Annotated in this window: 23 protein-coding genes and 1 tRNA gene; 9 read left to right on the top strand and 15 right to left on the bottom strand. The window is 64.4% G+C overall.

The window, feature by feature from the left end; genetic code table 11:
- Positions 1-30 precede the first annotated feature (30 nt).
- The 8 genes from FBT96_RS02430 to FBT96_RS20975 all read right to left on the bottom strand — a co-directional run bounded on the left by FBT96_RS02430 (position 31) and on the right by FBT96_RS20975 (position 6,747).
- Positions 31-107, bottom strand: a tRNA-Pro gene (locus FBT96_RS02430).
- Between the two features lie 58 nt (positions 108-165).
- A complete protein-coding gene (locus FBT96_RS02425; protein ID WP_136904793.1) occupies positions 166-1,134 on the bottom strand; it encodes a DMT family transporter in 969 nt (322 codons plus the stop codon).
- Positions 1,135-1,247: 113 nt separating this feature from the next.
- On the bottom strand, positions 1,248-2,357 hold the full coding sequence (gene leuB, locus FBT96_RS02420) for a 3-isopropylmalate dehydrogenase (protein WP_136904792.1): 1,110 nt from the start codon (positions 2,355-2,357) through the stop codon (positions 1,248-1,250).
- 69 nt (positions 2,358-2,426) lie between these two features.
- A complete protein-coding gene (locus tag FBT96_RS02415; protein WP_169583130.1) occupies positions 2,427-3,530 on the bottom strand; it encodes an endonuclease/exonuclease/phosphatase family protein in 1,104 nt (367 codons plus the stop codon).
- A complete protein-coding gene (locus FBT96_RS02410; protein ID WP_136904791.1) occupies positions 3,416-4,243 on the bottom strand; it encodes a hypothetical protein in 828 nt (275 codons plus the stop codon). Before FBT96_RS02410 ends, FBT96_RS02415 begins: the two co-directional genes overlap by 115 nt.
- 266 nt (positions 4,244-4,509) lie before the next feature.
- Positions 4,510-5,115, bottom strand: coding sequence for a 3-isopropylmalate dehydratase small subunit (leuD, locus tag FBT96_RS02405; RefSeq protein WP_136904790.1), 606 nt, complete (start codon positions 5,113-5,115; stop codon positions 4,510-4,512).
- A 12-nt stretch (positions 5,116-5,127) separates the two neighbouring features.
- The gene (gene leuC, locus FBT96_RS02400) at positions 5,128-6,534 is read right to left on the bottom strand and encodes a 3-isopropylmalate dehydratase large subunit (protein WP_136904789.1); all 1,407 of its coding nucleotides are present in this window, start codon (positions 6,532-6,534) and stop codon (positions 5,128-5,130) included.
- 78 nt (positions 6,535-6,612) lie between these two features.
- Positions 6,613-6,747 (bottom strand): isopropylmalate isomerase, encoded by a 135-nt coding sequence (locus FBT96_RS20975; RefSeq protein ID WP_212635351.1) that lies wholly within the window; start codon positions 6,745-6,747, stop codon positions 6,613-6,615.
- A gap of 66 nt (positions 6,748-6,813) precedes the next feature.
- Between FBT96_RS20975 and rsfS the strand changes: the two genes are divergently transcribed.
- The 6 genes from rsfS (at position 6,814) to FBT96_RS02365 (ending at position 12,408) form a co-directional block, all read left to right on the top strand.
- The gene (gene rsfS / locus FBT96_RS02390) at positions 6,814-7,290 is read left to right on the top strand and encodes a ribosome silencing factor (RefSeq protein ID WP_394347650.1); all 477 of its coding nucleotides are present in this window, start codon (positions 6,814-6,816) and stop codon (positions 7,288-7,290) included.
- Positions 7,291-7,311: 21 nt separating this feature from the next.
- Entirely contained in the window at positions 7,312-7,779 is a 468-nt protein-coding gene (gene rlmH, locus FBT96_RS02385) for a 23S rRNA (pseudouridine(1915)-N(3))-methyltransferase RlmH (protein ID WP_136904788.1), read from the top strand.
- 65 nt (positions 7,780-7,844) lie between these two features.
- Positions 7,845-9,365, top strand: a complete 1,521-nt coding sequence (gene gpmI, locus FBT96_RS02380) for a 2,3-bisphosphoglycerate-independent phosphoglycerate mutase (RefSeq protein WP_136904787.1) — start codon at positions 7,845-7,847, stop codon at positions 9,363-9,365.
- Positions 9,362-10,507: a murein hydrolase activator EnvC family protein gene (locus FBT96_RS02375; RefSeq protein WP_136904786.1), complete on the top strand. Its 1,146-nt coding sequence runs from the start codon at positions 9,362-9,364 to the stop codon at positions 10,505-10,507. Before gpmI ends, FBT96_RS02375 begins: the two co-directional genes overlap by 4 nt.
- 2 nt (positions 10,508-10,509) lie before the next feature.
- Entirely contained in the window at positions 10,510-11,874 is a 1,365-nt protein-coding gene (locus tag FBT96_RS02370; RefSeq protein ID WP_136904785.1) for a S41 family peptidase, read from the top strand.
- Positions 11,875-11,919: 45 nt separating this feature from the next.
- Entirely contained in the window at positions 11,920-12,408 is a 489-nt protein-coding gene (locus FBT96_RS02365; protein ID WP_136904784.1) for an RNA pyrophosphohydrolase, read from the top strand.
- A gap of 11 nt (positions 12,409-12,419) precedes the next feature.
- Here FBT96_RS02365 and nadC read toward each other — a convergent pair whose 3' ends face one another.
- From nadC to FBT96_RS02330, 7 genes are all read right to left on the bottom strand, one after another.
- Positions 12,420-13,262: a carboxylating nicotinate-nucleotide diphosphorylase gene (gene nadC, locus FBT96_RS02360; protein WP_136904783.1), complete on the bottom strand. Its 843-nt coding sequence runs from the start codon at positions 13,260-13,262 to the stop codon at positions 12,420-12,422.
- Positions 13,259-14,821 carry an L-aspartate oxidase gene (locus FBT96_RS02355; RefSeq protein ID WP_249306202.1) on the bottom strand — a complete coding sequence of 521 codons (1,563 nt, stop codon included), beginning with the start codon at positions 14,819-14,821 and terminating at the stop codon, positions 13,259-13,261. The genes nadC and FBT96_RS02355 overlap by 4 nt, the downstream gene beginning before the upstream one ends.
- On the bottom strand, positions 14,818-15,870 hold the full coding sequence (nadA, locus tag FBT96_RS02350; protein WP_136904782.1) for a quinolinate synthase NadA: 1,053 nt from the start codon (positions 15,868-15,870) through the stop codon (positions 14,818-14,820). The genes FBT96_RS02355 and nadA overlap by 4 nt, the downstream gene beginning before the upstream one ends.
- A gap of 118 nt (positions 15,871-15,988) precedes the next feature.
- The gene (gene dnaQ / locus FBT96_RS02345; protein ID WP_136904781.1) at positions 15,989-16,684 is read right to left on the bottom strand and encodes a DNA polymerase III subunit epsilon; all 696 of its coding nucleotides are present in this window, start codon (positions 16,682-16,684) and stop codon (positions 15,989-15,991) included.
- Entirely contained in the window at positions 16,677-17,273 is a 597-nt protein-coding gene (gene coaE, locus FBT96_RS02340; protein WP_136904780.1) for a dephospho-CoA kinase, read from the bottom strand. The genes dnaQ and coaE overlap by 8 nt, the downstream gene beginning before the upstream one ends.
- The gene (locus tag FBT96_RS02335; RefSeq protein WP_136904779.1) at positions 17,270-18,100 is read right to left on the bottom strand and encodes a shikimate dehydrogenase; all 831 of its coding nucleotides are present in this window, start codon (positions 18,098-18,100) and stop codon (positions 17,270-17,272) included. Before FBT96_RS02335 ends, coaE begins: the two co-directional genes overlap by 4 nt.
- Complete coding sequence (locus tag FBT96_RS02330; protein ID WP_136904778.1) at positions 18,097-18,696, bottom strand: Maf family protein; 600 nt, start codon at positions 18,694-18,696, stop codon at positions 18,097-18,099. Before FBT96_RS02330 ends, FBT96_RS02335 begins: the two co-directional genes overlap by 4 nt.
- Before the next feature lie 395 nt (positions 18,697-19,091).
- Between FBT96_RS02330 and FBT96_RS02325 the strand changes: the two genes are divergently transcribed.
- The 3 genes from FBT96_RS02325 (at position 19,092) to mnmE (ending at position 22,281) form a co-directional block, all read left to right on the top strand.
- Positions 19,092-19,568 (top strand): CopD family protein, encoded by a 477-nt coding sequence (locus FBT96_RS02325; RefSeq protein ID WP_136904777.1) that lies wholly within the window; start codon positions 19,092-19,094, stop codon positions 19,566-19,568.
- Positions 19,569-19,701: 133 nt separating this feature from the next.
- Complete coding sequence (rho, locus tag FBT96_RS02320; RefSeq protein ID WP_013065812.1) at positions 19,702-20,970, top strand: transcription termination factor Rho; 1,269 nt, start codon at positions 19,702-19,704, stop codon at positions 20,968-20,970.
- 27 nt (positions 20,971-20,997) lie between these two features.
- Positions 20,998-22,281 (top strand): tRNA uridine-5-carboxymethylaminomethyl(34) synthesis GTPase MnmE, encoded by a 1,284-nt coding sequence (gene mnmE, locus FBT96_RS02315; protein WP_136904776.1) that lies wholly within the window; start codon positions 20,998-21,000, stop codon positions 22,279-22,281.
- The last annotated feature ends 5 nt before the right edge of the window (positions 22,282-22,286 follow it).

Genomic DNA, 22,286 nt, shown 5'->3' with positions numbered 1-22,286 from the left:
ACTTCGAAAGCGATTTCAGGGGGATTTACATGGTCGGAGCGAGAGGATTCGAACCTCCGACCCCCTGCTCCCGAAGCAGGTGCGCTACCAGGCTGCGCTACGCTCCGACCGTGTGGGGCGGGAGTTACCGAACCCCGAAGGTATTTGCAAGGGGTATTCGTGCGGCTATCTGCGCGTTCCCGCATTCAGCGCCCGTTGCAGGATCGAGGGCCGCGGCGTGGTGACGGTTTCGGTGCGGCCGCGGGTCCGCAGCACCGGGGTGTTTTGCGACACGTCGGCGGTGCTTTCGCGCCAGACGATGTAGAGCCCGGACAGAATCACCACCCCCGCGCCGACCAGCGTCCGGGTATCGACCGGCTCGTGAAACAGCACCCAGCCGAAGAAGACCGCCCAAAGGATCTGCGAATATTGCATGGGGGCAACGATCACCGCCTCGCCCAGCCGATAGGCCAGGATGGAGAGAAAGGCCGCGACAAGGCCGAAGAGCGCGACAATCGCCATCAGCCCAAGGTCCTGCAGTTGCAGGGGCACCCAGACGAAGGGCAGCGCCACCCCCATCGCCAGAAAGTTGCCCAGAAGCGGTGACAGCAGCAGCACGACCGAGCGTTCCTCGTGGCCGATCTTGCGCACGATCACCGAGGCGAGCGCGCCGCAGAAGGCGGCGAAGACTGCGGCCAAATGCCCGAGGCCCAGTTCGGCCTGACCGGGGCGGACAACGATGATCACCCCGATCAGCCCGACGATGACCGCGGCCCAGCGATGCCAGCCGACGCGTTCGCCGAGGATCGGAATCGCCATGATCGTCAGCAAAAGCGGCATGGCGAAGAGCAGCGGATAGACCTGTGCCAGGGGCAGATGCGCAAAGGCGTAAAAGGCGCTGACCGAGGTGGCGACGGTGGCGACAGCGCGCAGGATCACCCAGAACGGCCGCACCGGGCGCAGGCTGCCCGCGCGCGGATCGCGCAGCAGGATGACGGTGAGAAGCGGAAAGGACAGCAGCGCGGCGAAGAAGATGATCTGCACCGCGGAATAGCTGTAGCCCAGCTGCTTCACCACCGCGTCATGCGTCGCATAGATCGCCATCGACAGAAGCCCCAGACCGGCCCCTTTCGCGTTTTGCTTGCCCGAATGCATGGATATCCTCCGTTACCGCTGACAATCGCGCCGAAGCGGCCCGGATGCAAGCGGCGCCAATGAAAACGGCGCGGGGGGATGACCCACGCGCCGTTTCATTGCTGACGAAGGGATCAGAGGCTGGCGTTCAGCGCCTCGAGGATCTTGTCGCCCATTTCGCTGGTCGAAACCGGCTTGCCGCCCTCGGGGCCCATCAGATCGGCGGTGCGGACGCCATCGGCCAGCACTTTCTCGATCGCGCGCTCAAGGCGCGTAGCCTCCTCGCCCTGATCGAAGCTGTAGCGCAGCGCCATCGCGAAGGAGAGGATGCAGGCGATCGGGTTCGCCTTGCCCTGCCCCGCGATATCGGGCGCCGAGCCGTGCACGGGCTCATACATCGCTTTCGGACGGCCATTCGCCATCGGCGCGCCCAGGCTGGCCGAGGGCAGCATGCCCAGCGAGCCGGTCAGCATCGCGGCGCAATCGGACAGCACGTCGCCAAACAGGTTGTCGGTGACGATCACGTCGAACTGCTTCGGCCGCCGCACCAGCTGCATCGCACCGTTGTCGGCATACATGTGGCTCAGCTCGACATCCGGGTATTCGTTGTCATGCACCCATTGCACTTCCTCGCGCCAGAGAATGCCCGATTCCATGACGTTGGCCTTCTCCATCGAGCAGACCTTGTTGCCGCGACGACGGGCCAGCTCAAAGGCCGAACGGGCGACGCGGCGGATTTCTTCGGTGGTGTAGACTTGGGTGTTGATGCCGACGCGCGAGCCGTCGGGCTGGGTGGTGATGCCGCGCGGCGTGCCGAAATAGACGCCCGAGGTCAGTTCGCGCACGATCATGATATCCAGACCGGCGACGACATCCTTTTTCAGCGAGGAAAAATCGGCCAGCGCGTCGAAGCACTGCGCCGGGCGCAGGTTGGCGTAAAGGTCCATTTCCTTGCGCAGACGCAAAAGGCCGCGTTCCGGCTTCACCGAGAAATCGAGCACGTCATATTTCGGCCCGCCGACGGCGCCCAGAAGCACGGCATCGACCTCTTGCGCCTTGGCCATCGTCGCATCGGCCAGCGGCACGCCGTGGACATCATAGGCGGCCCCGCCGACCAGATCTTCGCTGACGTCGAAGGCCAGCCCGCGCTTGTCGCCATACCACGAAATGATCTTCTTCACTTCGGCCATGACTTCGGGGCCGATGCCGTCACCGGCAAGGATGAGAAGGGAAGGGTTGGCCATCATTTTCTCCAACGGAACAAGGGTTGCAAGCGGCCTAGCCGAGGGCCGGGGCGGGGTCAAGCGCGGGTCTTACGGCACCGCCAGATCGACCCACACAAGACGGTGTCTGCCCGCTTTCGGATCGCCGATCGTGCCCGCGGCCAGAACCTTCAGCCCGGCGGCGGGCAGGATGTAATCCAGCCGCAGCGGACCGACGCTGCCGCCGAAATCGGCGGTGGCAAGCGGGTGGGTCGGCGGCGCATCGGGCGCGCTCGGGCGCGGATCCTGCAACCGCGGATCGGCGAGCAGCTGGCGCATCACCGCGCGCTGGCCCTCGCCGCGGTCGGGGTCAAGGTTCGCAAGCCCGAGGATCACGAAGGGCGCGGTCGGCTTTTGCGGCAGCGCGCCGTTCAGATAGTGCCGCCAGAACAAGGTTTCATCGGCATTGCGGCGGCCGTTGCGATCCTCGGGCCCGTCAAAGACCGGCGGCGTCGCCGCATAGGCCCACAGATGCAGCGCCCCTGCCCCGCTGCGGATCGGCACATCCCAGAACGCCGTCGTGGCAAGGCGCTGCCCCCCCTCGGCGCCGGGCGGCAGCTGCGCCTGCGGCAGTTGCGATCCGGGCAGGTCCCGCCACGGGAAGGCGGAAAAATCCCGCGCCTGATCCACCAGGATCGGCCGATTCGAGAGCAGTGCCAGGCCATGCTGACCGGTGAATTGCCCGTAGCCCTGCGCATCGCGGGGCTCTGACAAATGGCCGTTGCCGTCGATGTCGAAACCGGTGTCGATGCCGGTATTGGGCTGCGGCGCATGGGCAAAGGGGTAATCGACCCCCTGCCCCGCCAGCCGCGTTTGCAAGGCGCCCAGCGCCTCGGACCGATAGTCCCAATCCAGATCGGTGAGCAGCAGAACATCGGCCTGCGCCGCGACAATCACCGCCACGGCCGCGGCAATCTGCGGATCATTCCCCTTTTGCAGCGCCGCCAGCACCAGCCCCGGACCGGCGCGCGACAGGCCCGGGGAAAAGGTCGCCAGCCGCAGCGTCTCGGCCGCGGCGGGAAGGCCGAGGCAAACCGCGATCAGGCCGGATGCAACTCCGCAAGGCCCGAGACGCGGCGCTTTTCCTCGATCATGCTGGCCACCCGGCCCATCGCGATGCCGCGCATGAACAGGCTGGCGGGAAGAAAGGCCCATGCCGTCACCGTCCAGATCATCGTATGCGGCGCGTCAAGCGATACCGACGAAAAACCCGCCGAAACCGCCTTGATCGCCGCCGGGATAAGGAAGGGCAAAAGGAAGCCCAGCGCAATGTTGAACCAGGCGTCGCGGCGCAGACGCTCGACCACGTCACCGCCTGCGGTCGGGTCGAAGGTCGGCAGGTTGACCCAGACGTTGAACCCCTGCCCCGAGGCCGGCCAGCCCAGCGCGCGGATCACCAGGACGAAACAGCCCAGCGTGAGCAGCGAGGTCATGTAGGCGATGCCGCCCGCGGTGCGGACGATCTCGATCTGCTCGGCCGAGGCGTCGGCGGGCAGCATCAGCACCAGAAGCCGCACCGGGGAATAAGGCAGATCAAGCGACCGCGCCATCGCCGAACCCAGCACATCGACGAAGAGCGTCAGCGTCGAAGGGTCGGTCCGGGCCAGCACCACCATCGACAGCATCCCCACCGTCGCCACCAGCGAGGCATAGCGGATGCGGTTGAAGGGCGGCGCGTCGCGGAATTCGATCAGACCGGGATAGACCGAGGCATATTCGAAAAAAGTCAGCGCGGCGGCAAAGAGGCCGACGAGCGCCACGATCTGGCCGGTATCGTCGCTGATCGACGGAAGCAGCAGCGACGGCAGGGCAATGGCCGCAAGGACCAGAATTGCCCGCACCAATGCGCCCAGATAACGTGCCACCACGATCCTGCCCTTTGCCCTTGCCAGTTCCGATGCTTTGCCGGAACCGTGCCAGTCGTTACCGCCGATTGTGGCGAACTGCCTCATTCTTGCCATGAAATTGCCCTGTTTTGTCGGGGGTGGCAACGGATGCTTAACGTCTCGGCCCATAATCGGACGTTTTCTGGGAAGAACTAGTGCGCGAATGCATCAATTTTGGTGCAAAAATAAGGCCGCCCAGTGGGCGGCCCTTCATCTTGTGTTTCAACAGGTTGGCGCCACTAACGGGCTCAGACCCAGGGGCGGCTTTGCGCCGATTGCGACTCGAAGCTGTCGATCGCCGCGGCCTTTTCCAGCGTCAGCCCGATGTCATCGAGCCCGTTCAGCAGACAGTGCTTCTTGAAGGCATCGACGTCGAACGAGATCACCTGACCGTCCGAGGTGGTGATTTCCTGCGCCTCAAGATCCACCGTCATCCGGGCGTTTTCGCCGCGGTCGGCATCCTTCATCAGCAGCTCCACCTGTTCGGCGGGCAGCACGATCGGCAGCATCCCGTTCTTGAACGAGTTGTTGAAGAAGATATCCGCAAACGAGGTCGAGACGATCACCTTGATGCCGAAATCGGCCAGCGCCCAGGGCGCATGTTCGCGCGAGGAGCCGCAGCCGAAATTGTCGCCCGCGATCAGGATTTCCGTCTTGCGGTATTGCGGCTTGTTCAGCACGAAATCGGCGATCTCGTTGCCTTGGCGGTCATAGCGCATCTCGTCGAAAGCATGCACGCCAAGGCCGGTGCGCTTGATCGTTTTCAGGAACCCTTTCGGGATGATCATGTCGGTGTCGATGTTGACAAGCGGCATGGGGGCGGCGATGCCGGTGAACTTTTCGAACTTTTTCATGGCTTTGCCCTTTCAGATCAAGTCGCGCACATCGGTCAGGTGGCCGGTCAGCGCCGCGGCGGCGGCCATTTCCGGGCTGACCAGATGGGTGCGGCCCTTATAGCCCTGACGGCCCTCGAAATTGCGGTTCGAGGTCGAGGCGCAGCGTTCATATTCGCCCAGCTGGTCGGGGTTCATCGCAAGGCACATGGAACAGCCGGCCAGACGCCATTCAAAGCCCGCGTCGATGAAGATCTGGGCGATGCCCTCTTCCTCGGCCTGATGGCGGACCAGACCCGAGCCCGGAACGACCATCGCCCGCATGCCCGGCTTGATCTTCTTGCCTTCGACGATCTTCGCCGCGGCGCGCAGGTCTTCGATGCGGCCGTTGGTGCAGGACCCGATGAAGACGGTGTCGATGGCGATGTCGGTCAGCTTCTGACCCGGGGTCAGGCCCATGTAGTCAAGCGAGCGGCGCACGGCCTCGACCTTGCCGCCGGTGAAATCCTCGGGCGCGGGGACCACGGCCGAGATCGGCAGCACGTCTTCGGGGCTGGTGCCCCAGGTGACGACGGGCTCGATATCCTCGCCGCGGATCGTCACGACCTTGTCGAAATGCGCGCCTTCGTCGGTGAAAAGCGTCTTCCACCAGCTCAGCGCGGCTTCGAACTGCGCGCCTTTCGGCGCATGGGCGCGACCGCGGACGTAGTCGAAGGTGGTTTCATCCGGCGCGATCAGACCGGCCCGCGCCCCGCCCTCGATCGCCATGTTGCAGACCGTCATCCGGCCTTCCATCGAGAGCGACCGGATCGCCTCGCCGCAATATTCGATCACATGGCCGGTGCCGCCCGCGGTGCCGGTCAGGCCGATCACCGCCAGCGTGATATCCTTGGCGGTCACACCCGGCTTCAGCTGGCCAGTGATTTCCACCTTCATGTTCTTCGATTTCTTCTGGATCAGCGTCTGCGTCGCCAGAACGTGCTCGACCTCCGAGGTGCCGATGCCATGCGCCAGCGCGCCAAAGGCACCATGCGTCGCAGTGTGGCTGTCGCCGCAGACGACGGTCATGCCGGGCAGCGTCCAGCCCTGTTCCGGGCCGACGATATGCACGATGCCCTGACGGATGTCGGTCACCGGATAGTAATGGATGCCGAAGTCGCGGGCGTTCCGGTCAAGCGCCTCGACCTGGATCCGGCTTTCCTCGTTTTCGATGTGTTTCTCGCGGCCCTCGGTGGTGGGGACGTTGTGATCCGGCACCGCGATGGTCTTTTCCGGGCAGCGGACCTTGCGACCGGTCATGCGCAGGCCCTCGAAGGCCTGGGGCGAGGTCACTTCATGGACCAGATGGCGGTCGATATAGAGCAGGCAGGTGCCATCGGCGTCTTCACTGACGACATGGGCATCCCAGATCTTGTCATAAAGGGTCTTCGGAGCGGACATGGCTCTCTCTTTGGATAGCTGAGGAAGATCAGTGGCCGAAACGGCCGGACAGACAGGGGCGAGGGCCCCGCGCCGACATCAAAGTCGGGCGAGGATGGAACGGCTTTCGCCGTAAAAGCGTTCCCGAAGCCGGGCGCGATCGTCCATGTCGAAGATGCGGATCATGGCCGCGATATAGGCCAAGGCGGGTCTTGACGCAAGGAAATTGGCCATCTCTTGCCACCCTTTGCCACGGCTTCAGCAATTCTGTCGCCCATCGGTTGAGATTTCGCCCCCGCGATGTTAGTTTGGGCTTCGACCTGGCGCCCGGGGTTAGTGGCGTGTGGAGTTTCGGAGGACAATGTCCTGTCTCATCTCAATGCCGCGCCCGTCGCTTCGGGTGCACCGGTGGCAGCCATGACCATGAATGTCACGGATGCCGAAACGAGCGATCAGGTGCTGGCGCTCGTGCTGTCTTCCCTTGATGACGACAAGGCGGAAGACATCGTTTCGATCGACCTGCGCGGTCGGTCCTCGATCGCCGATCACATGGTGATCTGTTCGGGCCGGTCGTCGCGTCAGGTCGGCGCCATCGCCGAAAAGCTGACCGAACGGCTGAAGGAAGCCTTCGGCCGCAGCTGCAAGATCGAGGGCAAGGATCAGGGCGACTGGGTTCTGATCGACGCCACCGATGTGATCGTGCATGTCTTCCGCCCGGAAGTGCGCGAATTCTATCAGCTTGAAAAGATGTGGATGCCGACCGGCGGCCGCGTCTGAGCGCAGCCTTGGGGGCAGGCGATGAAGGTGACCATCTGCGCGGTGGGCAAGCTGCGCAAGGGCCCCGAGCTTGATCTGATCCATGAATATCTGGACCGCTTCGGCAAGGCCGGGCGGTCCTTTGGTCTTGGGCCGGCCACGATCCTTGAGGTCGAGGACAAGCGCAATCTGGGCATGGAGGCCGAGGCGGCGCTGCTGGACCGCGCGATTCCCGCCGGATCGGTGCTGGTGACGCTGGACGAGCGGGGGGATCTGGTCTCCTCGCCCGAATTTGCGGCGCGGCTGGGCGGCTGGCGCGATGCGGCGCGGGATGTGAGTTTTGTCATCGGCGGCGCCGACGGGATTGCCCCTGCGCTGCGGGCGAAGGCCGACTGGTCGCTGTCCTTCGGCAAGATGGTCTGGCCGCATATGCTGGTGCGGGTGATGCTGGCCGAGCAGCTCTACCGCGCCGGGCAGATTCTGGCGGGCACGCCCTATCATCGCGTCTGAGCCCGCCGAACTTGCCGTTTCGGCCGGGGCAGCGTAGGAAGGGGCAAATTCGTCAGGAGGCGCCGATGACCCGTCCGAAACCCGTTGTTCTGTGCATTCTCGATGGCTGGGGCGAGCGCGCCGAGACCGAGGGCAACGCGCCGAAACTGGCCCACACGCCGAACCTGGACCGGGTTTTCGCCACCTGCCCGAAAGCGACGCTGATCACCCATGGAAATGATGTCGGCCTGCCCAGCGGGCAGATGGGCAATTCCGAGGTCGGGCACACCAACATTGGCGCCGGGCGCGTCGTGGCGATGGATCTGGGCCAGATCGATCTTGCGATCGAGGATGGCAGTTTCTTCACGAATGCGCCGATCCTTGAATTCATTGAGAAAGTGAAAGCCGCCGGGGGCCGCGCGCATCTGATGGGCGTGGTGTCTGACGGTGGCGTGCACGGGCATATCGAACACGTTCTGGCCGCCTGCAAGATGATTGCCGGGGCAGGGGTTCCGGTCGTGCTGCATGCGATCACCGATGGCCGCGACGTCGCCCCGGATTCCGCGGCGCGTTTTGTCGATGACCTGTGCGCGCGTCTGCCCGCGGGCTGCTCTGTCGCCACCGTCATCGGCCGCTACTGGGCGATGGACCGCGACAACCGCTGGGAACGTGTCGGCACCGCCTTTGACGCGATGGTGAAAGGGCAGGGGTTCAGCGCCGCCACCCCGGCCGAGGCCGTCGCGCAGAGCTATGGCCGCGGCGAGATGGACGAGTTCATCAAGCCGACGGTGATTGCCGGTTACACCGGCACCGCGGACAACGATGGCTTCTTCTGCCTCAACTTCCGGGCCGACCGGGCGCGGGAAATCCTGCGCACGCTGGGCGAGCCGGGCTTTGCGGAATTCGACGTCTCGGCCCGGCCGCAGTGGTCGGCGATGCTCGGCATGGTCGAATATTCGGTCGGTCACAACGCCTACATGACGGCGGCCTACCCCAAGCGCGATATCGTCAACACCTTGGGCGAATGGGTTTCGAAACAGGGGCTTACGCAGTTTCACCTGGCCGAGACCGAGAAATATCCGCATGTGACCTTCTTCCTGAACGGCGGCAAGGAAGCGCCCTGGGCGGGCGAGGATCGCTTCATGCCGAAATCGCCGAAAGTGGCGACCTATGACCTGCAGCCCGAGATGTCGGCCCCCGAGGTCACCGACCATTTCGTCGCCGCGATCGAGAAGGGCTACGATCTGATCATCGTCAACTATGCCAACCCGGACATGGTCGGCCATACCGGCAGCCTGCCCGCCGCGATCAAGGCTTGCGAGGAGATCGACCGCGATCTGGGCCGGGTGCTGGCGGCGCTGGAAAAGGCCGGGGGCGCGATGATCATCACCGCCGATCACGGCAACTGCGAAACCATGATCGACCCGGTGACGGGCGGGCCGCATACGGCGCATACGACGAACCTGGTGCCGGTGGCGCTGGTGGGCGGCCCTGCCGGCGTCCGCCTGCATCCGGGGCGGCTTTCCGACCTTGCGCCGACGCTGCTCGATCTGATGCAGCTGCCCGTGCCGCCGGAAATGACCGGCAAGACGCTGATCGAGACATGATCCGTCAGGCGGTCGTTGCCTTCCTGTTTTCGGCGGGGGCGGCCTTGGCCAGCCCCGCCGGTGACGTGGCGCAAAAGGCCGCCGAGGATCTGCGCACCGCGATCGAGGCTTTGGATGCGGCACAGTCCAGGGCCGACCGGGTGGCGGCGCTGACGCGGACGATCTCGGCTTACGAAAAGGGCCTTGGCGCGTTGCGCGACGGGCTGCGCCGCGCCGCCGTGCGCGAGGCCGAGATCCGCGCGAAATTCGAGGCGAAGCGCGAAGATATCGGCCGGTTGCTGGGCGTGATGAGCACGATGAGCGGCACCGAGGGGCCGCTTTTGTTGCTGCATCCCTCGGGGCCGCTGGGCACGGCGCGGTCGGGGATGATGCTGGGCGCGGTGACGCCCGCGCTGCAGGCCGAGGCGGAAAAGATGCGCGCCGATCTGATCGAGATCGAGGACCTGCGCGCGGTGCAGGGCAATGCGCAGAAGGTGCTGGAAACCGGGCTCGGCTCGGTGCAGGCGGCGCGGACGGCGCTGTCGAAGGCGGTGGCGGATCGGTCGAAACTGCCGCGGCGCTATCTGGAAGAACCCGAAGAGCTGCGCGAGCTGATCGAAAGCGTCGATACGCTGGAGGGCTTCGCCTCGGGTCTGGCCGATCTTGAAGGCGATATCGGCGCGCCGATGGAGGATTTCGCCGGCGCCAAGGGCAGCCTGCCGATGCCGGTTCTGGGCACGGTGCTGCGCAAATATGACGAGGCCGATGCGGCGGGCATCCGCCGTCCGGGGCTGGTTGTGGCGACGGCGCCCGCAGCGCTGGTGACGACGCCCTGGCCCGCGACGATCCGCTATCGCGGCCCGCTTCTGGACTACGGAAATGTGATGATCCTCGAACCGGCGGAAGGCTATCTTCTTGTTCTGGCGGGGCTTGGCAGTGTCTATGGTGAGACCGGCGACGTGCTGGCCGCGGGGGCTCCGGTCGGGCTGATGGGCGGGCGCGAACCCGGGGCACAGGAATTCGGCGAGGATTTCCTGAAGAACGCGCAGATGGGGAGTGGCGCCACGCGCTCGGAGACGCTTTATATCGAGTTGAGGAAGGGCAAGAAGCCCGTGGACCCCGCGCCATGGTTCACCCCGACGAAAGACCAGAACAAGGGCTGAAAATGAAGAAATTCGTCATTGCCGCACTGGGCGGAACGATCGCCGGGACGCTGCTCTCGGTGCAGGTGGCGCCGCTTCTGGCGGAGGAGGCGTCGAAACCGGCCTCGGTCTATCAGGAGCTGGATCTGTTTGGCGACGTGTTCCGCCGCATCCGCGCCGATTACGTCGAACAGGTCGACGACAAGAAGCTGATCGAAGCGGCGATCAACGGCATGCTGTCCTCGCTCGATCCGCATTCGAGCTACATGCCGGCCGAAGAATATGACGACATGAAAGTGCAGACGCGCGGCTCTTTCGGCGGTCTCGGCATCGAAGTGACGATGGAAAATGGCGCGGTCAAGGTGGTTTCGCCGATGGATGGCACCCCGGCCTCGGCGGCGGGGATCCAGTCGGGCGATTTCATCACCCATGTGAATGGCGAAAGCCTGATGGGGCTGGCGCTGGATGATGCGGTGGACAAGATGCGCGGCCCGGTCGGCAGCGAAGTGACGCTGAAGATCGTGCGCGAAGGCAAGACCGAACCCTTTGACGTGACGCTGACCCGCGATACGATCAAGCTGACCGCGGTCAAGGGGCGGCTGGAGGCGAATACGGCGGTCCTGCGCATCACCACCTTCAACGATCAGACCTTCCCGAACCTGCAGGAAAGCCTGAAGAAGGTCGCCGAGGAAGCGGGCGGCATCGACAAGCTGAACGGGGTGATCCTGGATCTGCGCAACAACCCGGGCGGGCTGCTGACGCAGGCGATCGCGGTCTCGGATGCCTTCCTCGACAAGGGCGAGATCGTCTCGACCCGCGGCCGCAAGCCCGAGGAAAGCGAACGCTTCAACGCCACGCCGGGCGATCTGGCCGCGGGCAAGCCGATCGTCGTTCTGATCAACGGCGGCTCGGCCTCGGCCTCGGAGATCGTCACCGGGGCGCTGCAGGATCATCACCGCGCCATCGTGGTGGGAACGAAAAGCTTCGGCAAGGGCTCGGTGCAGACGGTCATTCCGGTGCAGAGCGACGGGGCGATGCGGCTGACCACCTCGCGCTATTATACGCCCTCGGGGCGGTCGATCCAGGCCTTGGGGATTGCGCCCGACATCGTCGTGCCGCAACCGCCCGCCACGCCCGAAACCGACAAGGCCGAGGACACCGCGGAAACCCGGTCCGAAGCCGATCTGCGCGGCGTGCTGTCGAACGACTCGATGACCGAGGACGAGAAGAAACAGGCCGAGGACGAACGCGCCAAGGCCGAAGATGCCGCCAAGCTGCGGCTGGAGGATTTCCAGCTGGCTTACGGGATCGACATCATCAAGGGGCTGGCGGTCGCCGGTCAGACGCTGGTGCCGGTCGATGAACCGAAGGCCGCCGCAAAACCGTAATCCTGGACTGGGGGCCGAAAGGCCCCCTTGCCACATGAGGACAAGATGACCCCCGAAGAGCTTGCCGCGCTGCCCTATCGCAAGAATGTCGGCCTTGTGCTGATCAACGCAAAGGGGCTGATCTTTGCCGGTCAGCGCCTCGACAATCCGGGCGATGCCTGGCAGATGCCGCAAGGGGGCATCGACGCGGGCGAGCGGCCGAAGGAAGCCGCGCTGCGGGAGTTGGAAGAAGAAACCGGGGTCCGGCCGGACCTGGTGGAAAAGATCGCGAAAACCGAGGATTGGCTGGTCTATGACCTGCCCGAAGAGCTGATCGGCAATATCTGGGGCGGGAAATATCGCGGCCAGAAGCAGAAATGGTTCCTGTTCCGCTTTCTGGGCCAGGACAGCGATGTGAACATCGCGACCGAGCACCCGGAGTTTTCCGTCTGGCGCTGGATGGAACCGGCGGAGCTGGTGGAAAAGATCGTGCCATTCAAGCGCGCGGTCTATGAGCAGGTGTTCGACACTTTCGCCGAACACCTGAAGAAATAGGCTCTGTTCCGTCAGAAATCGAGACCAAGGTCGAAGGTGCGCGCCGAATGCGTCAGCGCGCCCGAGGAAATGTAATCGACCCCGGTCGCGGCCACTTCGGCGATGCGGTCAAGACGCATGTTGCCCGAGGCTTCGAGGACCACACGGGATTTCGTCAGCGCCACCGCCGCGCGCAGGGTCGGCGTGTCCATGTTGTCGAGCAAGATCACGTCGGCACCGCCGATGGACAGCGCCTGGTCCAGCTGATCAAGGCTGTCCACCTCCAGTTCAACGCGCATCATGTGGCTGCGGGCGGTCTTGGCGGCCTCCAGCACGGCGCGGATACCCCCTGCGGCGGCGATGTGATTGTCCTTGATCAGGATCGCATCGGAGAGGCCGAAGCGGTGGTTCGAGCCGCCGCCATGCGCGACGGCGGTTTTCTCGATCAGGCGCAGGCCGGGGGTGGTCTTGCGGGTGCAGGTGATGCGGGTCTTCGTGCCGCGGGTCTGGGCGACGAAACTGGCGGTCAGGCTGGCGATGCCGGTCATCCGGCCCGCAAAGTTCAGCGCAACCCGTTCCCCCATCAGGATCGAGGCCGCCGCGCCGGAAATCGTCATCAGGCATTGGCCCTTGCCGCAGGCATGGCCGTCGGCGACATGGGTCGTGACCGCAAGCGTCGGATCGACCAGCCGGAAGGCGAGGGCGGCGACCTGCATGCCCGAGACCACACCCTCTTCGCGGGCGTTGACGCGCGCCTCATAGCGCGTGGTGGCGGGCACGACGGCGCGGGTGGTGACATCGCCCATCGGCGAGAGATCTTCCATCAGAGCGGCGCGGATCACGGGTTCCAGCAGGAAATCGGGCAGGTTGGTCATTCTTCCTCCAGCGCGCGGGCACGGATGGCGAGCGCTTCGGTCAAGGTCAGAAAGCTGCGTTTGGCTTGAACAGGGTCTGTTTTCGGGAAGTCCGACCGGTAATGGCCGCCCCGGCTTTCGGTGCGGATCAGCGCCGCGGCGGCAATCAGCGTGGCGGTGGCGGTCATGTTGCGCAGCGCCTCGCGGTCGGCCTTTGCCTCGATTTCCGCAAGCGTGCGCAGGGCGGCTTTCAGCCCCGCAGCGTCGCGCACGACGCCGACGCCATCGGTCATCGCCTGCCGCAGCCGGGCCACGGCGGCCTCGTCCACCGGGGAACCGCCCGCCGGGAAGGACAGGGCAACGGTGTCGGCCCCTGACAGGGGAACGGTTTCGGCAATGCCCTCGGCACAGATGCGGGCGAAGACAAGGGCTTCCAGAAGCCCGTTCGAGGCCAGCCGATTGGCGCCATGCAACCCGGTCGAAGAGGCCTCGCCGCAAACCCAAAGCCGGTTCAGCGAGGAGTAGCCGCGGTCATCCACCGCAATCCCGCCCATGTGATAATGCGCGGCGGCGGCCACCGGGATCGGTTGCGAAACAGGGTCTATTCCGGCTGAAAGACAGGCTTCGGCCACGGCGGGAAAGCGCTTCGGCAGCTCGGCCCCCAGCACTTGCCGCGTATCCAGAACCGGGTTCCGCCCCGCCTGCCGTTCCAGATAGACGGCGCGGGCAACGATATCGCGTGGCGCCAGTTCGGCATCGGGATGGATCGGCTGCATGAACCGCTCGCCCCGGTCATTGCGCAGAACGGCGCCTTCGCCACGAAGCGCCTCGGTCGCCAAGGGGGCGGGGTCTTCGCCCGTCGCAATCGCCGTCGGGTGGAATTGCACGAATTCCGCATCGGCAATCTGCGCGCCCGCCCGGGCCGCCATGCCGATGACCTGACCGCGGATGCGCGGCGGATTGGTGGTGACGGCGTAAAGCCCGCCCGAGCCGCCCCCGGCCAGAAGCACCGCGGGGGTGCGGATCAGCACGCGGCCACTGGACGATGCCGCGGATTCGACCCAAAGCCCGGTGACAGCACCGTTTTCGACCTCAAGCCGTGTCGCGATCACGCCTTCGATCACCTGCACCGACGGGCAAGCCCGCACGGCGGCAATCAGCGTCTGCATGATCTCGTAACCGGCTTGATCGCCCTTGACCCGCACGACACGGGGGCGGGAATGGGCGGCCTCGCGCGACATCACGTAATCGCCCTGCGCGTCGCGGTCGAAGGGGGCGCCCAAGGCGGTCAGGTCCAGAATGCGGTCGCGGGCCTCCTGGGTCACCAGCCGGGCGATGGCGGCATCCACGGTGCCAGCCCCCGCGGTTTCAGTGTCTTTCGCGTGATCCTCGGCGCTGTCGGGGGGGGCCATCGCGGCGGCCACACCGCCTTGCGCCCAGGCCGAGGAGGCACCTTCGCCCAAGGTTTCGGGCGAGATCACCAGAACCGGATGCGGCGCCAGTTTCAGCGCCGCGTAAAGCGCCCCCAGCCCCGCACCGACGATGACGACGCGCGGGGTGTCGATCACCGGATCGCTCACCGGCCCGGCTTCCGCGACAGGTCGATCATCCGCTCGACCGCCGCCCGGGCCTTGCCCGCGATGGCGGGATCGACGGTGACTTCTTCCGTGCCCGCGTGCAGCGACCACAGGATCTTTTCCAGCGTGATCATCTTCATGTAGGGGCACATGTTGCAGGGCCCCAGAAACTCGACCGAGGGCAGGGCATCGGCAATGTTCGAGGCCATCGAGCATTCGGTGACCAGCATCACCTGCGCCGGTTTTTCGCGGGTCACGAAGTCGATCATCCCCGCGGTGGACCCCGAGAAATCCGCCTCGGCCACCACATCGGGCGGGCATTCGGGGTGGGCGATGATCTTCGTGCCGGGGTGATAGCTGCGGAAGTCGCGCAGATCGGCGGGCGTGTATTGTTCATGCACGATGCAGGAACCGGCCCACCAGACGACGTTTTTCTGCGGCACGGCTTTCGCAACGTTCTGCGCCAGATATTGATCCGGGGTCATGATGATCGTGTGTTCGGGCAGAGCCGCCACGATCTGCGCCGCATTGGCCGAGGTGCAGCAGATGTCGGACGCGGCTTTGACCGCCGCCGTGGTGTTGACGTAGCTGACCACCGGCGCGCCGGGATATTTCGCCCGCATCTGCGCGATGCCCTCGGGCGTGATGCTTTCGGCCAGCGAACAGCCCGCCTGGGCATCGGGGATCAGCACGCGCTTGGCCGGGTTCAGGATCTTCGAGGTCTCGGCCATGAAATGCACACCGCATTGCACGATGGTGTCGGCTTCGACCTTTGTCGCCTCGATCGCCAGCTGCAGGCTGTCGCCCACGACATCGGCGACGCCGTGATAAATCTCGGGCGTCATGTAGTTATGCGCCAGGATCACCGCGTTCTTTTCGCGCTTGAGCCGGTTGATCGCGCGGATATAGGGCGCGTGGCGGGCGAAATCAGGCAGCGGGATCACGCGGTCCATGCGGGCGTGAATATCGGCCATCTCTTGCGCCAGCGTCAGCGAGGGCGCCAGATCATAGGCCTCGGCCAGAGAAGCGCGCATCGTAGCGAAGTCCAGCATGGGCTCCCTCCCCAAAACTGCGAACGCCCTAAACTGCGAACGCGATGCATCTAATGGCTGCAAGGCGGGGATGGAATGGGAAAATTGCCGCAAGGCTGCGTTTTGTGAAATTTATGTGTCAGCCGCGCCGCTTCCAGATCGCGCCGTCGCCCAGTTTTCCGACAAAGGCGGCATGGGCTTCGGCCTCGGCCTCGGTGAGGCGCGGGGGCAGGGGAACCGGACGGGGACGGGGCCGCCATTCGGTGCCGGAAGTGGCATTTTTGGCTGGAACAGGGTCGATATTCAGACCGAAACCGGGCTGGCGACCGCCGATCAGTTCCAGATAAACCTCGGCCAGAATCTCCGAGTCGAGCAATGCCCCGTGCAGCGTCCGCGCCGAATTGTCGATGCTGAAGCGGCGGCACAGCGCATCGAGCGTCGCGGGCGAGCCGGGAAATTTTCGCCGCGCCATTGCCAAAGTGTCGAGCGCCCGATCCGCCGGGATCAACGGCTTTTGCACCCAGCCCAGTTCGGCATTCAGGAACTTCATGTCAAAGGCGGCGTTGTGGATCACCAGCTTCGAGTCATTGCCGATGAAATCGAGGAAATCCTGGGCGATGGCACCGAACTTCGGCTTGTCGCGCAGGAAATCATCGCCCAGCCCGTGCACGGCAAAGGCTTCCTGCGGCATCGCGCGGTCCGGGTTGATGTATTGATGATAGGTCCGCCCGGTGGGGACGTGGTTCATCAGCTCGACGGCGCCGATTTCGACGATGCGATGCCCTTCGGAGGGTTCAAATCCGGTGGTTTCGGTATCAAGGACGATCTCACGCATGGCGGCTCCGCAGGGTTGCGATCAGCTTTCGCACCTCGGACCGGGTCTGTTCAAGGGTGAAGGTCTCGATCACATGATCCGCGCGGCGGCGTTTTTCGGCGTCGGGCAGTTGGCGGGCCAGGATCATGTCAAGTTGCGCCTCGGTCATCTGGCCGCGCGCCAGAACCCGGGCGCGTTGCACATCGGGCGCGGCGGTGACGACCAGAACGGCATCGCAGTCCTTGTCCGCGCCGGTTTCATAAAGCAGGGGAATGTCGAGAAGGATCAGATCTTCCGTTGCATGGGATAGCAGAAAGGCCTGACGGGCGGCCTGAACCAGCGGGTGAACCACGAATTCCAGCCGGGATAGAGCCTGTTTGTCGGCTTGCAGCAGGGTCTTCAGAAGGTCGCGATCCACCGCGCCATCGCGGATCGCAGCGGGGAAAATCGCGGACAGGGGCGCCACCGCGGCCCCGCCTTTGGCGTAAAGCGCATGTACGGTGGCGTCGGCATCCCAGACCGGGATGTCCTCTTCGGCAAAAAGCCGGGCCGTCGTCGATTTCCCCATGCCGATCGAGCCGGTGAGACCGAGACGGAACGGCCGGCTCATGCCGCAAGCACCACGGCGCGGAGTTCGGGGGTGACCTCGGGGCGGTGGCCGAACCAGCGCTCAAAGCCGGGAACGGCCTGGTGCAAGAGCATGCCGAGGCCATCGACGGTGACACAGCCGCGGGCGGCGGCGGCGGTCAGGAAATCGGTGCGCAGGGGGGTGTAGACGCAGTCGGTGACGACTGCCGCGGCGGACAGTGCGTCCAGCGGCAGGTCGAACGCCGCTTTTCCGGCCATGCCAAGCGAGGACGTGTTCACCACTGTCGCGGCGCCGTCGAAGATCGATCCGACCTTGTCCCAGTCTTCGACCACGATGCGGGGGCCGAATGCGGTGCAAAGCGCCTCGGCCCGGGCGCGGGTGCGGTTGGCGATGCGGATTTCCGGGCAACCGGCCTCGAGCAGCGCAACCACGATGGCGCGGGCGGCGCCGCCTGCGCCAATCACCGCCGCGGGGCCCGCCGTGGCCTGCCAGCCCGGGGCGCCCTCGACCAGATTGGCCAGAAAGCCGATGCCGTCGGTGTTGTCGGCGTGAATCCGACCGGTTTCATCGAACACCAGCGTGTTCGCCGCGCCGATCCGAAGCGCGCGGTCAGAAACCACATCGGCCAGGGCCAGCGCGGTTTCCTTGTGCGGAATCGTGATGTTGCACCCGACGAACCCGGCTTTGGGAAGCGTCCGCAACACGGTTTCCAGATCGCCCTCGGCCACATCCATCGGGATGTAATGGCCGCGCAGGCCATAGGTTTTCAGCCAATGCCCATGCAGCGCGGGCGAGCGGGAATGATGGATCGGATGCCCGATCACGCCAGCCAGAGGAATACGGGTCATGTCGTCAGATCTCCTCGCACGCGCAGCCAGTTCAGCACTTCGATCAGGGGCAGGCCCAGAACGGCAAAGTAATCGCCCTCGACGGCGGAAAACAACCGCACGCCTTCCTCTTCGAGCTTGTAGCAGCCGACGGCGTGGCGGATCGAGTCCCAGTTCCGGGCGGTGTAATCGGCGATGAAGGCGTCGGAGAGCGGATGCATGGTCAGTCGCACCTCGGCCAGATGACGCCAGAGCGGGCGGCCGTCCTGCACCACCACCAGCGCCGAGAGCAGCCGATGCGTCCGCCCCGAGAGCGCGCGCAGATGCGCCATCGCCTGCGCCGGGGTTTCGGGTTTCGCGAAGATCTCGCCTTGCAATTCAAGCACCTGATCGGCGCCCAGCACCAAAGCGCCCGGATGACGGGCGGATTGCTTCATCGCCTTCGCCTCGGCCAGCTGATCGGCGACATCGCGCGGCGTCGCCCCCTCACGTTCCAGCGCCTGACGGATCGCATCCTCATCGATGCGGGCGGGGGAGATCGTCACCGAAAGTCCGGCAGAGCGCAGGAGCTGCGCGCGGATTTCGGAGGAAGAGGCCAGAACAAGGGGGGCAAGCATGTGGACAACCGTTGGGAAAACCGGAGGGGCGCGCCTGGGGACAAAAGGGGGTGCATCTTTTCCTCCCCGGGAAGGGGCGAGTTTGTCAAGGAACGAAACGAGACTTCCAGCATGTGGGAAGGACGACAGGGCGGATGTGAGGAAGTGCCGCAACCCACAAGAACAAAACGGAACGCCCCCAAACCGTCCCCTTCGGTATCAACCACGCAAGCTATTGATCTAAAAAGAGATCGAAAGCTTATCAACAGGGTTTTGCAATCTCGCTTGCAGAGCTTTCAAGGCTTGGGAAAAGGTCTGGAAAACCGGTCTATCCACACTGTCCACAGCCCCTACAAAATCAACATCTTTTCTTTTCAAGAATAATTCTTAAGAAGAAGCCGACACAGGAGGCACAGATGTTCGAACTCGTCACGGATTTCCTTTCGGATTGGTATTTCTGGACGAAATCGCTGCATGTGATGTCCGTCCTAGCCTGGATGGCGGGCCTGTTCTATCTGCCGCGGCTTTACGTTTACCACGTCGAAGGCCTGAAAAAGCGGGGCGTTGTGCGCGGCAGCGAGATGGATCAGCTGTTCCAGCATCAGGAACGGATGCTGCTCAAGGCGATCATGAATCCGGCGGCGATCTCGACCTGGTTTTTCGGGCTTTGCCTCGTCTTCACGCCGGGGATCATCGACTGGAGCATGCAATGGCCCTGGATCAAGGGCGCCTGCGTGATCGCGATGACGGTGTTTCACATGTTCCTGGCGCGGGCACGGCACAAATTCGTCGATGGCACGAATGATCTGGCCGGCCGGCAATGGCGGATGATGAACGAAGTGCCGACGCTGCTGATGTTCCTCATCGTGATCGCGGTGATCGTGAAGTTCTGATTTCGTTGACTCGCCGCGGGCTTTGCGCGTAGAAGCGCGACAGCCCCGGCCGTCCGGCCGCAGGTTCTGCCGAACCCTGACCCATGCTGCGCCACCCCCGAGGGGTCTGGCGCCTTTCGCGGATGGATGCGAGATGACCGAACGTTTGAACCTTTCCGATCTCAAGGCGAAAAGCCCCAAGGACCTTCTGGCGATGGCCGAGGACTGGGAGATCGAAAACGCCTCGACGATGCGCAAGGGCGAGATGATGTTCTCGATCCTGAAAGAGCATGCCGAGGAAGGGGTCGAAATCGGCGGCGATGGCGTGCTGGAAGTGCTGCAGGACGGGTTCGGCTTCCTGCGCTCGCCCGAGGCAAACTATCTGCCCGGCCCGGATGACATCTACGTGTCGCCCGAAATGATCCGGCAATACAGCCTGCGCACCGGCGATACCGTCTGGGGGATCATCCGCGCGCCCGGCGAGAATGAACGCTATTTCGCCCTGACCGCGGTCGAGAAGATCAACTTCGAAGACCCCGAGAAGGCGCGTCACAAGGTCAGCTTTGACAACCTGACGCCGCTTTACCCCGACGAGCGGCTGAAGATGGAGATCGAGGACCCGACGATCAAGGATCGCTCGGCGCGGATCATCGATCTGGTGGCGCCGATCGGGAAGGGGCAGCGCTCGCTGATCGTGGCGCCGCCGCGGACCGGCAAAACGGTGCTGCTGCAGAACATCGCGCATTCGATCGAGGTGAATCACCCCGAATGCTATCTGATCGTGCTGCTGATCGACGAACGTCCCGAGGAAGTCACCGACATGCAGCGCTCGGTGAAGGGCGAGGTGATCTCTTCGACCTTCGACGAACCGGCGACGCGGCACGTGGCCGTGGCCGAGATGGTGATCGAAAAGGCCAAGCGTCTGGTCGAACACAAGCGAGATGTTGTGATCTTGCTTGATTCGATCACAAGACTTGGGCGCGCTTTCAACACGGTCGTGCCCAGCTCGGGCAAGGTGCTGACCGGCGGTGTCGATGCGAACGCGCTGCAGCGGCCGAAACGCTTCTTTGGCGCGGCGCGGAACATCGAAGAGGGCGGCTCGCTGACGATCATTGCGACGGCGCTGATCGACACCGGCTCGCGGATGGACGAGGTGATCTTCGAGGAATTCAAGGGCACCGGCAACAGCGAGATCGTGCTGGATCGGAAGGTCGCGGACAAGCGCGTCTTCCCGGCGATGGACATTCTCAAATCGGGGACGCGGAAGGAAGATCTGCTGGTCGATCAGAAAGACCTGCAGAAGACTTATCTGCTGCGCCGCATCCTGAACCCGATGGGAACCACGGATGCGATCGAATTCCTGATTTCGAAGCTGAAGCAGACGAAAACCAACGGCGAGTTCTTCGATTCGATGAACGGCTGAGGTATCGTTGCCCCGAGAGGGATTTCGATGGACACGATCTATGCGCAGGCATCCGGCCGCGGCAAGGCCGGCGTTGCTGTCATTCGCCTGTCCGGACCGCGGTCCTGGGAGGCGGTTTCGGCCCTGTGCGGCCGTTTGCCCGCGCCGCGGCAGGCCGCGGTTCGGCTGTTGCGGATCGGCGAAGACGCGCTCGACGAAGCTTTGGTGCTGTGTTTCGAGGTAGGGCGCAGCTTTACCGGCGAAGAATCGGCGGAATTGCATCTGCATGGCGCCATTGCCACGGTTGCGGCGGTTCTGAAAGCGCTTGCGTCGCTGGGGTTTCTGCGTCTGGCCGAGCCGGGGGAATTCACCCGGCGGGCGATGGAAAGCGGTCGGCTGGATCTGTCGCAGGTCGAGGGTCTGGCAGATCTGATCGAGGCCGAGACCGAGGCGCAGCGGAAACAGGCCTTGGCGGTGCTTTCGGGTTCTGTCGGGCGGATGGTCGAGACCTGGCGCAGCAAGCTGATCCGCGCCGCGGCGCTGATGGAAGCCTGCATCGATTTCTCGGATGAAGATCTGCCCGTGGATGTGACGCCGGAGGCTTTCGCGCTGCTCTCGGAGGTTTCGGCGCAATTGGCGGCGGAAATCGGTCGGATTTCGGTGACCGAGCGGGTGCGGGAAGGCTTTGAAGTTGCGATCGTCGGACGGCCCAATGCCGGGAAATCGACGCTTTTGAACGCGCTTGCGGGGCGAGAAGCGGCGATCACCTCGGAAGTGGCGGGGACCACGCGCGATGTGATCGAGGTTCGGATGGATCTTTCTGGTCTGGCGGTGACCTTGCTGGATACGGCAGGTTTGCGCGATACCGAGGACCAGGTCGAAGCGATCGGCGTTGCCCGGGCGGTTGAGCGGGCAAATCGGGCAGATTTGCGCGTTTTCCTGCTGGATGATGGTGATATTCCGCTTTTGGAACCCGTCGCGGATGACCTGATCGTGCAGGGGAAGGCCGATCTTGGCGGAACTGGGCATCTTCGTGTCTCGGGAAAGACTGGCGAGGGGATAGATGCGCTGGTTGGCGCGATCACGCAGCGGCTGTCCGAACGGGCTGCCGGGGCAGGGGTGATGACGCGGGAACGTCATCGCGACTGCCTGGGGCGTGCCTCTGCCGCGTTGGGGGCCGCCTTGAGAGAGTTGGATCACGGGCTTGAACGTCTGGATCTTGCGGCGGAGCACTGCAGGACCGGAGTTCGGGCGTTGGAATCTCTGCTGGGACGGGTCGATGTCGAGAACCTGCTTGACGAGATCTTTTCCAGTTTCTGCATCGGCAAGTGAGGAGT

The sequence above is a fragment of the Rhodobacter capsulatus genome, from assembly GCF_005144475.1.
In the GTDB taxonomy this organism is placed as follows: domain Bacteria; phylum Pseudomonadota; class Alphaproteobacteria; order Rhodobacterales; family Rhodobacteraceae; genus Rhodobacter; species Rhodobacter capsulatus_C.
Note: the sequence above shows the minus strand (reverse complement) of the source record. Positions and strands in the feature narration are given on the sequence as shown.